Raw genomic sequence first — 14,488 nt, forward strand, 5'->3', positions numbered from 1 at the left:
CTGTGGGAGGATTGCGGCATGCTTCGTTGGTTGACTGCTGGTGAGTCCCACGGACCCGAACTGATCGCCATGCTCGAGGGCCTGCCCGCGGGCGTCCCGGTGTCGTTCGAGTCCATCCGTGCCGATCTCGCGCGCCGTAAGCTCGGCTACGGCCGTGGCTCGCGGATGAAGTTCGAGCAGGACGAGCTGCACGTGTCCGGCGGTGTCCGGCACGGCTACTCGCTCGGCAGCCCGATCGCGATCCGTATCGGCAACACCGAGTGGCCGAAGTGGGTCGAGGTCATGAACCCCGAGCCCATCGAGTCCACCGAGATGTCCCGCGGTCGGAGCGCCCCGCTCACCCGACCGCGACCGGGGCACGCCGACCTGGTCGGCATGCAGAAGTACGGCTTCGACGAAGCGCGCCCGATCCTGGAGCGTGCGAGCGCCCGCGAGACCGCCGCACGCGTGGCGCTCGGCGCCGTCGCCAAGTCGTTCCTGGCCGAACTCGGCATCCGCTCGGTGGCGCACACGCTGCAGGTCGGGACCGTCCGGGTCCCCGACGGAACGGACCTGCCGCTGCCCGACGACGTCGACCGCCTCGACGAGGACCAGCTGCGGTGCTTCGACGCCGAGACCTCCGCACGCATGGTCACCGAGGTCGAGGCCGCGAAGAAGGACGGCGACACCCTCGGCGGCGTCGTCGAGGTGCTGTTCTACGGCGTCCCGCCGGGCCTCGGCTCGCACGTCCACTGGGACCGCCGGCTCGACGCTCGCCTCGCCGCGGCGATCATGGGGATCCAGGCCATCAAGGGGGTCGAGGTCGGTGACGGCTTCGCGACCGCCGGACGCCGGGGCTCCGCCGCGCACGACGAGCTGTACCGCGAGGACGGCGAGATCTACCGCACGAGCGACCGCGCCGGCGGGACCGAGGGCGGGATGTCCACGGGCACCGTGCTGCGGGTCCGCGCCGGGATGAAGCCGATCGCGACCATCCCGCACGCCCTGCACACGGTGGACGTCGTCTCCGGCGAGGACGCCTCGGCGCACCACCAGCGCTCGGACGTCTGCGCCGTACCGGCTGCGGGTGTCGTGGCCGAGGCGATGGTGGCCCTGGTGCTCGCCGACGCGGTGCTCGAGAAGTTCGGCGGCGACAACGTCGTCGAGACGAAGCGCAACCTCGACGCCTACCTCGCGGCGATCCCGGAGACCCTGCGCACGCGCCGGACCGAGCCGTCGGCGACGTCGACCGACCTGTGAGCACCGACGTCCGACGCGCCGACGCGCCCGTGGTCGTCATCGGCCCGATGGGCGCCGGCAAGTCGAGCGTCGGCAAGCGGGTGGCGAAGGCCCTCGGCGTCCCGTTCACGGACACCGACCGGGTCATCGTGCGCGAGCACGGGCCGATCCCCGGGATCTTCGCCGACCGCGGTGAGCCGGCGTTCCGCGCGCTCGAGGCCCAGGCGGTCCGAGCAGCGCTGGCCACCGGCGGCGTGATCGCCGTGGGCGGGGGAGCCGTCACCCACGCGGACACCCGGCAGGCCCTGGGCGGGGCGCGCATCGTCCTGCTCACCGTCTCGCCCGAAGCCGTCGCCGACCGGATCGCCGGGTCCGACCGGCCACTGTTGGCGAACGGCGGGATCGACGCCTGGCAGACGATCATGGACGAGCGAGCGGCGACCTACGCCGAGCTCGCGCACGTCGTGGTCGACACGTCGCGCCGGCCGATGTCCCGCGTGGTCGACGAGGTCGTCACGTGGCTGCGCAGCGACGCCGGTACCAGCGAGCGCGGCGGCACCACCGAGCGCGGCGGCACCACCGAGCGCGGCGGCACCGCCGCGCCCGGCAGCACCACCGCGCCCGGCAGCACGACCACCAGCACCACCAGCACCGAAGGAGCACCGTGACCGAGTCGACCCTGCCCGCCGGGACCACCGAGATCCGGGTCGGCGGTGACGACGGCTACACGGTGGCCGTCGGCACGGGCCTGCTCGGTGCCCTGCCCGCGATCCTGGGCCCGCGTGTCGCCAAGGTCCTCATCGTGCACTCGCCGACGCTCGGTGCCCGGGCGAACGAGCTCCGTGCGCTGCTGGTCGAGGCCGGGCTCGAAGCCCTGATCGCCGAGGTCCCCGACGCCGAGGGTGCCAAGCGCGTCGAGGTCGCGGCGTTCTGCTGGCAGATCATGGGGCAGGCCGACTTCACCCGCACCGACGCGGTCATCGGCCTCGGTGGCGGTGCCGTCACCGACCTGGCCGGCTTCGTCGCCGCGACCTGGCTGCGCGGTGTGCCGTACGTGGCCGTCCCGACGAGCGTGCTCGGCATGGTGGACGCCAGCGTCGGCGGGAAGACGGGCATCAACACGAACGAGGGCAAGAACCTGGTCGGCGCCTTCTTCGCCCCCCGCGCCGTCGTCGTGGACCTCGACCTCGCCCGGACGCTGCCCCGCAACGAGATCCTGACCGGGTTCGCGGAGATCGTGAAGGCCGGGTTCATCGCCGTGCCCGAGATCCTGGACATCGTCGAGGCGGACGTCGACCGGGTCACCGACCCGACGACGCCGGAGTTCCGCCGGGTCGTCGAGCTCGCCATCGCGCTCAAGGCCGAGGTCGTCTCGGACGACTTCACGGAGCAGGGCCGACGCGAGATCCTGAACTACGGGCACACCCTCGGGCACGCGATCGAGCACGCCGAGCGGTACCAGTGGCGCCACGGGGCGGCGGTGTCGGTCGGCATGGTGTTCGCCGCCGAGCTCGCGCGACTCACCGGGCACCTGGACGACGCCACGGTCGACCGGCACCGGGCGATCCTCGAGTCGCTCGACCTGCCGACCTCGTACGGTGTCGGACGGTGGCAGGGGCTGCTCGCCACGATGCGTCGCGACAAGAAGGCCCGTGCCGGCATGCTGCGGTTCATCATCCTGGACGGCGTCGGCAAGCCCGTGGTGCTCGAGGGCCCCGAGGACCACCTGCTCTTCACCGCCTACCAGGAGGTCGGCGTCTGACCCGACGGGTCAGCGCAGGACCCGCCTGGTCCGGCGCCACCACCACTTCACGCGCATCGACAGGGTGACGACGCCCGTCCGTTCGGACTCGAGCCATTCGTCGACCGTCGCGCCCTCCGACCACGCGTCGACTGCGGCGTCGTCTTCGGGTGTGCCGTCGATCTTGCAGGCCGGCCGGCCCGGCAGCGGTGCGAACAGGTGCATCAGGGATCCTCCATCCCGGGGTCGGAGCGGACGTGTCGACGCAGGGCGCGACGTGCGAGGTCCTGGTCGGACTTCGACGCCCACCGTACGGTCATGAGCCGTTCGAGGACAGCTCTTGAAATGTTGTGTTCCGCCCTGGGAGCGATCGGCCCGCGGCGCCCAGGTGAGTCGCCTCCAGGCCTGGTCGCGGTCCGCGGCGCGGCGGTTCTGGAACGCCCCGAACCAGCTGACCACGGCCGCCACGATCGCCGCCCCTGCGGCGATGCACGCCGCGACCAGTGCTGTCTCCATGCCGGCAGCGTGGCGCAGGGAACGCGCCGGGTGGCCGTGCGCCGGCCGACCTGTGGAGGCCGCACCGCGCCTCCAGGCTGTGGAGGAACAGGAGGACGACGCGACGCAGCCGGCCGGGAGCGGGGCCACAGCACCGGGGAGCAGACTGGCGGGCGTGCCCACCCCACCCCGACTGAGCGACCTCTCCGGCCCGCGCGACGCCGACACCGGCAACCTGCGCTCCCGTGGTCGGCGCTTCACCGAACTCCTCTCGATCGCCCGCCGCCACCACCTGGTGCCGTTCCGTCGTCTCGACTTCTCGCACGACCCGGCCACCGCGGAGCTGCGTCGCGACCAGGCCGAGCACCTGCGCCGGGCGCTCGAGGAAGCCGGTGGCGGGTTCGTGAAGATGGGCCAGCTGCTCTCCACCCGAGACGACCTGTTGCCCGAGGAGTGGACCGAGGGACTCGCACACCTGCAGCGGAACGTCACGGCGGCACCGGCGGACGAGGTCCGTGCGCTCCTCGAGCAGGAGCTCGGCGCCCCGGTCGACCGGGTCTTCGCGACCTTCGACCCGGTGCCCGTCGCAGCGGCGTCCATCGCGCAGGTTCACCGCGCCCGGCTGCCCGACGGCACCGCGGTCGCCGTCAAGGTGCAGCGGCCGGGGATCGACGCCGCGGTGCGCCGCGACGTGGACATCGCACTGCGGGTCGTCCGGTTCATGGCCCGGTGGTCGACCGAGGCGCGACAGGTCGGCGTGCAGGACATCGCGGGCCAGTACGCGGACGACCTGATCAGGCAGGTCGACTTCGTCTCCGAGCTCCGCAACCTCACGGCGCTGCGAGCGGCCCAGGCCCGCAGCGCGCGACCGGACGAGGTCCGGTTCCCGGACCCCTACCCGGACCTGTCGGGCCGGCGCGTGCTCGTGATGGAGTTCCTGGAGGGCGACACGCTCAGCGCGATCCGCGCCGAGCGTTCCGAGCGTGACCTCGACGCGCCGATGCGCGCGATCCTCCGCGCCTTCCTGCGCCAGGTCGTCTTCGACGGCCTGTACCACGCGGACCTGCACCCGGGGAACGTCCTGGTGCTGCCCGACGGGCGGCCCGCGTTGATCGACTTCGGATCGGTCGGGAGGCTCGATCCGGGTCTCCGGGACACGGTCCAGGACCTGTTGGCCGCCTACCTGCAGGACGACACGTCGCGGATCGCCGATGCGGTCCTGCGGATGGCACCCGTGCGCGATGCGCACGACGAGCCCGACTTCCGTCGGGACATCGCCCGCTTCGTCGCGGACGAGCTCGGCCCTGGTGCGCGCATCGGTGTCGACACCGTGGACGACGCGGTCGAGGTCTTCGGGCGGTACCGGCTGAAGCCGCCGCCGGACTTCGTCGCCGCGGCCCGCGCCCTGGCCATCTTCGAGGGCACGCTCCGGACGCTCGCGCCGTCGTTCGACCTGCTCGAGGAGTCCCGCGGACTCGCCCGGGAGCAGATCACCGACCAGCTCCGGCCGGGCAAGCTCCGGGACCTCGCGGCGAAGGAACTACTCGGCGTCGTGTCCGCTGCCCGTCGGCTGCCCCGACGGGTGGACCGCATCGGCGAGGCGATCGAGACCGGCCGGTTCACCGTGAACATCCGGCTCTTCGCGGACAGCCGCGACCGGCAGCTCGTGTCCGGCATGATCCGGCGCATCCTGCTCGTGCTGCTCGGTGCGGGGGCGGGGATCCTGGCGATCGTCTACCTGTCGTTGCCGGCGCGACCGACGGCGGCCCTGTCCACCGGGGTGGCGGGCGGGTTCCTCGGGGGAGCGGCGGTGGTGCTGCTCGCCTGGGCAGCGATCGACGCCTGGCTCGCTCGACGGCGGCGCTGACCGCGAGCCGGACGCTCGCCCGGGACCGGTGCGTCCGGCACGCACGAGCACCGCTCCGGCCGCCAGGCGGGCGTCCGCTACACTCGTCCGGGGCCGTCCGCGGCCCGAGGACACTTCACAACGCGACCGAACGGGACACCGACGACTCATGGCCAGTACCACAGACATCAAGAACGGCGCCGTTCTCATCATCGACGGCCAGCTGTGGTCGGTCGTCGAGTTCCAGCACGTCAAGCCGGGCAAGGGCGGCGCGTTCGTCCGCACGAAGCTCAAGAACGTCGTCTCCGGCAAGGTCGTCGACCGCACGTTCAACGCCGGCGCGAAGATCGACACCGCGACCGTCGACCGTCGTGACTACCAGTTCCTCTACGAGGACGGCGACTCCTACGTGTTCATGGACACCGACACGTACGACCAGATCCCGGTCTCCGCGACCGTGGTCGGCGACGCCAAGAACTACCTGCTCGAGTCCGCGATGGTCACCATCGCGATGAACGAGGGCAACCCGCTGTACGTCGAGCTCCCGACGTCGATCGTCACCGAGGTCGAGACCGAGCCCGGCCTGCAGGGCGACCGCTCCTCCGGCGGCACCAAGGACGCGACCATCATCGCGACCGGCCACCGCATCCAGGTCCCGCTGTACCTGGAGAGCGGCACCCTGGTGAAGATCGACACGCGCGACGGCAGCTTCCTCGGCCGCGTCAACTCCTAGGCGCTGACCGTATGAGTGCTCGTTCGAAGGCCCGCAAGCGCGCCCTCGACATGCTGTACGTGGCCGAGGTGCGCGAGCTGCCGATCGCTGACGTGCTCGCCACCGAGACGGTCCGGCACCTGGACCAGCCGGAGCGTGCCTCGAGCTGGGACTACGCGCGCCAGATCGTCACCGGTGTCGACGATGCCCGTCACGAGATCGACTCCGTCATCGTCGACCACGCCCAGGGCTGGTCGATCGCCCGGATGCCGGTCCTCGACCGCTGCATCCTGCGGATGGCCGTCTGGGAGCTCCGGTTCAACCCGGAGGTCCCCGACGCCGTCGCCATCGCCGAGGCGGTCGAGCTCGCGCAGTCGCTGTCCACCGAGGACTCGGCGGGCTTCGTCAACGGCGTGCTCGGGGCCGTCGCCGGCGGTCGCGCACCGTCCGGTCGGACGGTCGCAGGAGACCAGGAGTCCCGGTAGGGTTGACCACGTCAGCATCCTTTAATGCCGTCCAGTGAGGCGGGGAAGGGGGTCGACGTGGGAACCAGAACGGTCCTGCAACAGCCCGACATCACGCGTGCCCTGACACGCATCGCGCACGAGATCCTCGAAGCCAACCACGGGGGCTCGGACCTCGTGCTCCTCGGCATCCCGACCCGGGGTGCCGTCCTGGCGGAACGCCTCGGCCGGATCCTGGCCGGCATCGAGCCGGAGTGGTCCTCGGCCGCCGGCGGCATCGGGACGGAGCGTGTCGGCACGCTCGACGTCACCATGCACCGGGACGACCTCGGCCACGGCATCGGTCGCGCGCCGCACCGGACGGTGATCCCCGCCGGCGGCATCGACGGCAAGGTCGTCGTGCTCGTCGACGACGTGCTGTACTCCGGTCGCACGGTCCGCGCCGCGCTCGACGCGCTGCAGGGCATCGGCCGGCCGCGTGCCGTCCGGCTCGCCGTGCTCGTCGACCGCGGCCACCGCGAGCTGCCGATCCGCGCGGACCACGTGGGCAAGAACCTGCCGACCGCGTCCGACGAGCGGGTCACCCTGCACCTGGCCGAGACCGACGGCGACGACACCGTGTTCATCGAGCAGGGGGTGGCGTGATGCGGCACCTGCTCTCCACCGCCGACCTGTCCCGCGACCAGGCCGTGCACATCCTCGACGTCGCGGAGGAGATGGCCGAGGTCAACACGCGCGAGGTGCGGAAGCTCCCGGCCCTGCGCGGCAAGACCGTGGTGAACCTGTTCTTCGAGGACTCCACGCGCACGCGCATCTCGTTCGAGGCCGCAGCGAAGCGCCTGTCCGCCGACGTCCTGAACTTCGCCGCGAAGGGCTCGAGCGTCTCGAAGGGCGAATCCCTGAAGGACACCGTGCAGACCCTCGGCGCGATGGGCATCGACGGCATCGTCATGCGCCACGGTGCATCGGGCGCCCCGCGGGTGCTCGCCGATGCCGACTGGATCGACGTGCCGGTGGTCAACGCCGGTGACGGCACCCACGAACACCCGACGCAGGCACTGCTCGACGCCTTCACCATGCGCCGCCGCCTGCACGGTGCCGGTTCGCGCGGCCAGGGCCTCGACGGCGTGCGCGTCCTGATCATCGGCGACGTGCTGCACAGCCGGGTCGCCCGGTCGAACGCGTGGCTGCTCCGCACCCTCGGGGCGAGCGTGACCTTCGCCGCGCCGCCGACGCTGCTGCCCGCCACCCCGACCCCGTTCGGCGCCGCGGTGCACCACGACCTCGACACCGCCCTGGCCGAGGACCCGGACGTCGTCATGACGCTCCGCATCCAGCAGGAACGCATGAACGACGCCTTCTTCCCGAACCCGCGCGAGTACACGCGGCACTGGGGCCTGACGGCGGCCCGCTTCGGGCGACTGTCCGAGCGCACGCTGATCATGCACCCCGGTCCGATGAACCGCGGGCTCGAGATCGCCGGCGTCGCCGCCGACGACCCCCGTTCGACCGTCGTCGAGCAGGTCGAGAACGGCGTCTCGGTCCGGATGGCCGTCCTCTACCTCGCCCTGACGGGCAGTGCCGGCACCGGCACCGACGCGAAGGAGTCCGCCGCATGACCGCTCACCTGATCCGTGGCGCGCAGCTGGTCGACGGCTCGCGCGCCGACATCCGAACGGAGGGTGGGCGCATCACCGCGGTCGGGTCCGGTCTCGACACGGCCGGCGTCACCACCGTGGACGCGGACGGCCTCATCGCCCTGCCCGGCCTCGTGGACCTCCACACGCACCTGCGTGAGCCCGGTCACGAGGAGTCCGAGACCGTCCTCACCGGCTCGCGTGCCGCGGCTGCCGGCGGGTTCACCGCCGTGAACGCCATGGCGAACTCGAGTCCCGTCGCCGACACCGCCGGGGTCGTCGAGCAGGTCCAGGCGCTCGGTGACGACGCCGGCTACGTCACGGTCCGCCCGATCGGTGCCGTGTCACAGGGGCTGCAGGGCACGCACCTGTCCGAGATCGGCGCGATGGCGACCTCCCGGGCGAAGGTCCGGGTCTTCTCGGACGACGGCTCGTGCGTCGCCGACCCGCTGCTCATGCGCCGTGCACTCGAGTACATCAAGGGCTTCGGCGGGGTGCTCGCGCAGCACGCCCAGGAGCCCCGGTTGACCATCGGCGCGCAGATGAACGAGAGCCGGCTGTCCTCGGAGCTCGGCCTCGCCGGCTGGCCCGCCGTCGCGGAAGAGGCGATCATCGCCCGCGACGTCCTGCTCGCCGACCACGTCGGGGCACGCCTGCACGTCTGCCACGTCTCGACGGCCGGCAGCGTCGAGGTGATCCGGTGGGCGAAGTCCCGCGGCATCGACGTCACGGCCGAGGTCACCCCGCACCACCTCGTGCTCACCGAGGACCTCATCGCCGGCAACGACGGTGCGCCCGGCTACGACGCCCGCTACAAGGTGAACCCGCCGCTCCGCGCCCGTGAGGACGTCGAGGCACTCCGTGCGGCCCTGGCCGACGGCACCATCGACATCGTCGCGACCGACCACGCACCGCACACCGCCGAGGCGAAGTGCTGCGAGTGGCCCGCCGCCGCGAACGGCATGGTCGGCCTCGAATCCGCGCTGAGCGTCGTGCAAGCGGCCGTGGTCGACGACGGCCGGCTCGACTGGGCCGACGTGGCCCGGGTGCTGTCCGAGGCGCCGGCGCGGATCGGTCAGGTCGAGGGGCACGGGCAGCGCATCGCCGAGGGAGCACCCGCCGAGATCACGCTCTACGACCCGTCGGCCAGCCGTGCGTTCGCGGTCACCGACCTCGCCGGGCAGTCGCAGAACTCGCCGTACCTCGGCATGACCCTGCCGGGCCGGGTCGTCGCGACCTTCCACCAGGGGTACGCGACGGTGCTCGACGGCCGGGTCGTCGACGCGGACACGATCGCGGCGCACGCCGCGGCGCTCCGGACGGGGGCGCGCGCATGAGCGGCGACGCCCAGCGGTGGCTCCTCGGCGCGGTGATCCTGCTCGCGGTCGCCGCCCTGTTCGTGGCGATGGCGCGCACCTGGCGGACGCGGACCAGGAAGCAGGCGGAAGCCGTGCCTCCGGTCCGGGTGCCGGCCGACCTGGCACCGGCGGTCGGGTCGTGGGACGGGTTCACCGTCGCGACGACCCGCGCTGACCAGCCGTTGGAACGCATCACCGCAGGCGGCCTCGGGTTCCGCGGCCGTGGCGGGGTGACGGTCCACGCGACCGGCGTGGTGATGCGCCTCGCCGGTACCGACGACCGCTGGATCGCGCGTGACGCGGTCCGCGGCGCCGACCGCTCCACGTGGGCGATCGACCGAGTGGTCGAACCCGGGGGACTGGTCCGTCTGCGATGGACGGCGACCGGCGCCGCAGGTGCGACGGACCTGGACACCTACTTCCGGTTCCCGGAGGGCGACGCAGCCGCGCTGCACGCCCTGCAGGGACTGACCGAGACCGGGCCGCAGGCAACTGCGGCCGATGCTCCGCGAACCGCGGGCGAAGGGAAGAAAGCATGACACGCGAACGGGCCGTCCTGGTCCTCGAAGACGGCACCCGGTACGACGGCTGGGCCTACGGCGCCCGTGGGCGCACGCTCGGCGAGGTGGTCTTCGCGACCGGCATGACCGGCTACCAGGAGACGCTGACCGACCCCTCCTACGCCGGACAGATCGTGGTGCAGACCGCGCCGCACATCGGCAACACCGGGGTGAACGACGAGGACCCCGAGTCCCGTCGGATCTGGGTCGCCGGGTACGTGGTGCGCGACCCCAGCCGCGTGGTGTCGAACCACCGCGCGAACGCCACGCTCGACGACCACCTGGTGCGCGACGGCATCGTCGGCATCTCCGGCATCGACACCCGCGCACTCACCCGTCGCATCCGTGACGCCGGCGCCATGAAGGGCGGCGTCTTCAGCGGTGCGGACGCGGCGCTGCCGGCGCCCGAGCAGGAGCAGCTCGTGCGTGACCAGGCCGGCATGGCCGGGGCGAGCTTCTCGTCGGTCGTGTCCACCCCGGAGACCTACGTCGTCCCGGCCGTCGGCGAGCAGATCGGCACCCTGGCCGTGCTCGACCTCGGAGTGAAGGCCTCGACCACCCGGTACCTCGCCGCCCGCGGCTTCGAGGTGCACGTGGTCCCGCAGGACATCTCCGCGCCGGAGCTGGAAGCCCTCGCACCGGACGCGCTCTTCTACTCGAACGGCCCCGGCGACCCCGCCGCGTCGGACGCGCAGGTGGAACTGCTGCAGGACAGCCTGCGCACCGGCCGGCCGTTCTTCGGCATCTGCTTCGGCAACCAGCTGCTCGGCCGCGCCCTCGGCTTCGGCACATACAAGCTGCCCTTCGGTCACCGCGGGATCAACCAGCCGGTGCTCGACACGACCACGGGCAAGGTCGAGATCACGAGCCAGAACCACGGCTTCGCGGTCGACGCGCCCCTCGGCGAGGTGCTCGAGTCGCCGGCCGGGTTCGGTCGGGTCGAGGTCTCGCACTACTCGCTCAACGACAACGTGGTCGAGGGCCTCCGCGCGCTCGACGTGCCGGCGTTCAGCGTGCAGTACCACCCCGAGGCCGCCGCCGGACCGCACGACAGCATGTACCTCTTCGACCGGTTCGCGGACATGGTGCGCGAGCGTCGCGACGGGGAGCCGCTCGACGCGGCCACCGCCGATGCCACGACCCCCGCAGCAGACATCACCAAGGAAGCGAACTGATGCCCAAGCGCGCAGACATCAACTCCGTCCTCGTCATCGGATCCGGCCCGATCGTCATCGGTCAGGCCGCCGAGTTCGACTACTCCGGCACCCAGGCGTGCCGCGTCCTCCGGGCCGAGGGCGTCCGGGTCATCCTGGTCAACCCGAACCCGGCGACGATCATGACCGACCCCGACTTCGCCGACGCGACCTACATCGAGCCGATCACGAACGCGTCGCTCGAGGAGATCATCCGCATCGAGAAGCCGGACGCCGTCCTGCCGACCCTCGGCGGTCAGACGGCCCTGAACGCGGCCATCGCGCTCGACGAGGCCGGCATCCTGACCAAGTACGGCGTCGAGCTCATCGGTGCCAAGGTCGAGGCGATCCAGCGCGGCGAGGACCGCCAGCTCTTCAAGGAGCTCGTGCTCGAGTCCGGTGCCGACGTCGCCCGCAGCCACATCGCGCACACCCTGGAGGAGGCGAAGGAGTTCGCGAAGGACCTCGGGTACCCGCTGGTCGTCCGCCCGTCCTTCACCATGGGCGGCCTCGGCTCGGGCTTCGCCTACGACGAGGCCGAACTCGTCCGCTTCGTCGGCGACGGGCTGCAGTCCAGCCCGACGACCGAGGTCCTGCTCGAGGAGTCCATCCTCGGCTGGAAGGAGTACGAGCTCGAGCTGATGCGCGACAACTACGACAACACCGTCGTCATCTGCTCCATCGAGAACGTCGACCCGGTCGGCGTCCACACCGGTGACTCGATCACGGTCGCGCCCGCGCTGACCCTGACCGACCGCGAGTACCAGAACATGCGGAACATCGGCATCGACATCATCCGTCGCGTCGGCGTCGACACCGGTGGCTGCAACATCCAGTTCGCCGTCGACCCGTCCAACGGCCGCGTCATCGTCATCGAGATGAACCCCCGCGTGTCCCGCTCGTCGGCCCTCGCCTCGAAGGCCACGGGCTTCCCGATCGCCAAGATCGCCGCGAAGCTCGCCATCGGCTACCGGCTCGACGAGATCGAGAACGACATCACGAAGGTCACCCCGGCGAGCTTCGAGCCGACGCTCGACTACGTGGTCGTGAAGACCCCGCGGTTCGCGTTCGAGAAGTTCCCGGCCGCCGACGCGACCCTGACCACGACGATGAAGAGCGTCGGCGAGGCGATGGCCATCGGCCGGAACTACGCCACGGCACTGCAGAAGTCGCTGCGCTCGCTGGAGAAGCGCGGATCGAGCTTCCACTGGGACACCCCGGCGGGCGAGCTCGACAAGGACGCCCTGCTGGCGAAGTCGTCGATCCCGACCGACGGCCGCATCGTCACGGTCCAGCAGGCCCTCGTCGCGGGTGCCACCGCGGACGAGGTCTTCGAGGCCACCAAGATCGACCCCTGGTTCATCGACCAGATCGTGCTCATCAACGAGGTCGCGGACGAGGTCCGGGCCGCCGGGACGCTCGACGCGGACACGATGCGCTGGGCGAAGGAGCACGGCTTCAGCGACTCCCAGATCGCGAGCCTGCGCGGCTCCACCGAGGCCGAGGTCCGGGCGACCCGCCACGAGCAGGGCATCCGGCCCGTCTTCAAGACGGTCGACACCTGCGCGGGTGAGTTCCCCGCCCTGACGCCGTACCACTACTCGTCGTACGACACCGAGACCGAGATCACGCCGAGCGACCGTAAGAAGGTCGTCATCCTCGGTTCCGGCCCGAACCGCATCGGACAGGGCGTCGAGTTCGACTACTCCTGCGTGCACGCGTCGTTCGCGCTGAGCGCGGCCGGGTTCGAGACGATCATGATCAACTGCAACCCCGAGACCGTGTCGACCGACTACGACACCTCGGACCGCCTGTACTTCGAACCGCTGACCGCCGAGGACGTCCTCGAGGTCATCGAGGCCGAGGCCGCGTCCGGCGAGCTCGTCGGCGTCGTCGTGCAGCTCGGCGGCCAGACAGCCCTGGGCCTGGCGAAGCCGCTCGAGGCTGCGGGCATCCCGATCCTCGGCACCAGCCCGACCGCGATCGACTCGGCCGAGGAGCGCGGGCGGTTCTCCGCCATCCTCGACGCCGCCGGTCTGCTCGCACCACGGAACGGCACGGCCCACGACCTGACGAGCGCGACCACGGTGGCCGAGGAGATCGGGTACCCCGTCCTCGTCCGCCCGTCGTTCGTGCTCGGCGGCCGCGGCATGGAGATCCTGTACGACTCCCCGTCGCTCGCGGACTACTTCGACCGGATGGCCGACCAGGCCATCATCGGCCCGGAGCTCCCGCTCCTGGTCGACCGGTTCCTCGACGACGCCGTGGAGATCGACGTCGACGCGCTCTTCGACGGCGAGCGGCTCTACATCGGCGGCATCATGGAGCACCTCGAGGAGGCCGGCATCCACTCCGGCGACTCGGCCTGCACCCTGCCTCCGGTCGGCCTCGGCCGCGCGGAGATCCAGGGCGTCGTCGACGCGACCGAGAAGATCGCCCGCGGCATCGGCGTGCAGGGCCTGCTCAACGTCCAGTTCGCCATCGGCGCCGGCGTGCTCTACGTCCTCGAGGCGAACCCGCGCGCCAGCCGCACGGTGCCCTTCGTCTCGAAGGCGCTCGGCATCCCGCTGGCCAAGGCGGCGTCCCGCATCATGACCGGCACCACGGTCGCCGAGCTCGTCGCCGAGGGCATGCTGCCCGAGCGTGACGGGGCGTTCGTGCCCGCGCAGTCCCCGGTCGCCGTCAAGGAAGCCGTGCTGCCCTTCCGTCGCTTCCGCACCCGCGAGGGCCAGGTCGTCGACTCGGTGCTCAGCCCCGAGATGCGTTCCACCGGCGAGGTCATGGGCATCGACCGCGACTTCCCGCGGGCGTTCCTCAAGTCGCAGGACGCCGCGTACGGCGGCCTGCCGACCAGCGGCACGGTCTTCGTGAGCGTCGCCGACACCGACAAGCGCGCGATCGTGCTGCCGGTGCACCGTCTGCAGCAGCTCGGCTTCACGATCATCGCGACCGAGGGCACGGCGGAGATCCTCCGCCGCAACGGCATCGAGGTCGGGATCGTCGGCAAGTACAGCCAGGGTGGCGAGAGCGTCGTCGACCTGCTCGCGACGGGCGAGGTCGACATCGTCATCAACACGCCGTCGGGTGCCGCCGGTCGTGCCGACGGGTACGAGATCCGCGCGGCCACGGTGGCGGCGGACAAGCCGCTGTTCACGACGATCGCGCAGATCGGTGCGGCCGTCGCGGCGATCGAGACGATCGGCTCGCCGCTCAACGTCCGCAGCCTGCAGGACTACGCGCTCGAGCGCGCGACCTGGTGACGGC

The 14,488-nt window shown here is 71.6% G+C and carries 13 protein-coding genes; 12 read left to right on the forward strand and 1 reads right to left on the reverse strand.

Annotation, left to right across the window (positions count from 1 at the left end; all coding sequences use genetic code 11):
• Window positions 1–18: 18 nt before the first annotated feature.
• Genes aroC through aroB form a run of 3 tightly spaced genes read left to right on the forward strand, consistent with a single transcriptional unit; the run spans window position 19 to window position 2,980 of the window.
• Window positions 19–1,239, forward strand: coding sequence for a chorismate synthase (gene aroC / locus Q9R26_RS07150; protein WP_110858979.1), 1,221 nt, complete (start codon window positions 19–21; stop codon window positions 1,237–1,239).
• Window positions 1,236–1,886: a shikimate kinase gene (locus tag Q9R26_RS07155; RefSeq protein WP_311226897.1), complete on the forward strand. Its 651-nt coding sequence runs from the start codon at window positions 1,236–1,238 to the stop codon at window positions 1,884–1,886. Before aroC ends, Q9R26_RS07155 begins: the two co-directional genes overlap by 4 nt.
• Window positions 1,883–2,980, forward strand: a complete 1,098-nt coding sequence (gene aroB, locus Q9R26_RS07160; protein ID WP_259577977.1) for a 3-dehydroquinate synthase — start codon at window positions 1,883–1,885, stop codon at window positions 2,978–2,980. Before Q9R26_RS07155 ends, aroB begins: the two co-directional genes overlap by 4 nt.
• A gap of 9 nt (window positions 2,981–2,989) precedes the next feature.
• On the opposite strand, the gene Q9R26_RS07165 is transcribed toward aroB, so the two are convergent.
• Complete coding sequence (locus Q9R26_RS07165) at window positions 2,990–3,184, reverse strand: hypothetical protein (RefSeq protein ID WP_311226898.1); 195 nt, start codon at window positions 3,182–3,184, stop codon at window positions 2,990–2,992.
• A gap of 445 nt (window positions 3,185–3,629) precedes the next feature.
• On the opposite strand from Q9R26_RS07165, the gene Q9R26_RS07170 reads away from it, so the two are divergent.
• The 9 genes from Q9R26_RS07170 (at window position 3,630) to carB (ending at window position 14,484) form a co-directional block, all read left to right on the forward strand.
• Window positions 3,630–5,321: an AarF/UbiB family protein gene (locus tag Q9R26_RS07170; protein ID WP_311226899.1), complete on the forward strand. Its 1,692-nt coding sequence runs from the start codon at window positions 3,630–3,632 to the stop codon at window positions 5,319–5,321.
• Between the two features lie 148 nt (window positions 5,322–5,469).
• The gene (gene efp, locus Q9R26_RS07175) at window positions 5,470–6,033 is read left to right on the forward strand and encodes an elongation factor P (RefSeq protein WP_027465745.1); all 564 of its coding nucleotides are present in this window, start codon (window positions 5,470–5,472) and stop codon (window positions 6,031–6,033) included.
• A gap of 11 nt (window positions 6,034–6,044) precedes the next feature.
• Window positions 6,045–6,497, forward strand: a complete 453-nt coding sequence (nusB, locus tag Q9R26_RS07180; RefSeq protein ID WP_027465744.1) for a transcription antitermination factor NusB — start codon at window positions 6,045–6,047, stop codon at window positions 6,495–6,497.
• A 24-nt stretch (window positions 6,498–6,521) separates the two neighbouring features.
• A complete protein-coding gene (gene pyrR / locus Q9R26_RS07185; RefSeq protein WP_017887177.1) occupies window positions 6,522–7,121 on the forward strand; it encodes a bifunctional pyr operon transcriptional regulator/uracil phosphoribosyltransferase PyrR in 600 nt (199 codons plus the stop codon).
• On the forward strand, window positions 7,121–8,095 hold the full coding sequence (locus Q9R26_RS07190; RefSeq protein WP_110864574.1) for an aspartate carbamoyltransferase catalytic subunit: 975 nt from the start codon (window positions 7,121–7,123) through the stop codon (window positions 8,093–8,095). Before pyrR ends, Q9R26_RS07190 begins: the two co-directional genes overlap by 1 nt.
• Entirely contained in the window at window positions 8,092–9,450 is a 1,359-nt protein-coding gene (locus Q9R26_RS07195) for a dihydroorotase (protein WP_311226900.1), read from the forward strand. Before Q9R26_RS07190 ends, Q9R26_RS07195 begins: the two co-directional genes overlap by 4 nt.
• Window positions 9,447–10,010 (forward strand): hypothetical protein, encoded by a 564-nt coding sequence (locus tag Q9R26_RS07200; RefSeq protein WP_051596738.1) that lies wholly within the window; start codon window positions 9,447–9,449, stop codon window positions 10,008–10,010. The genes Q9R26_RS07195 and Q9R26_RS07200 overlap by 4 nt, the downstream gene beginning before the upstream one ends.
• A complete protein-coding gene (gene carA / locus Q9R26_RS07205) occupies window positions 10,007–11,206 on the forward strand; it encodes a glutamine-hydrolyzing carbamoyl-phosphate synthase small subunit (RefSeq protein ID WP_262138248.1) in 1,200 nt (399 codons plus the stop codon). Before Q9R26_RS07200 ends, carA begins: the two co-directional genes overlap by 4 nt.
• Window positions 11,206–14,484, forward strand: coding sequence for a carbamoyl-phosphate synthase large subunit (gene carB, locus Q9R26_RS07210; protein ID WP_311226901.1), 3,279 nt, complete (start codon window positions 11,206–11,208; stop codon window positions 14,482–14,484). The genes carA and carB overlap by 1 nt, the downstream gene beginning before the upstream one ends.
• The last annotated feature ends 4 nt before the right edge of the window (window positions 14,485–14,488 follow it).

The organism is Curtobacterium sp. BRB10 (genome assembly GCF_031844325.1).
Classification (GTDB): Bacteria; Actinomycetota; Actinomycetes; order Actinomycetales; family Microbacteriaceae; genus Curtobacterium; species Curtobacterium poinsettiae_A.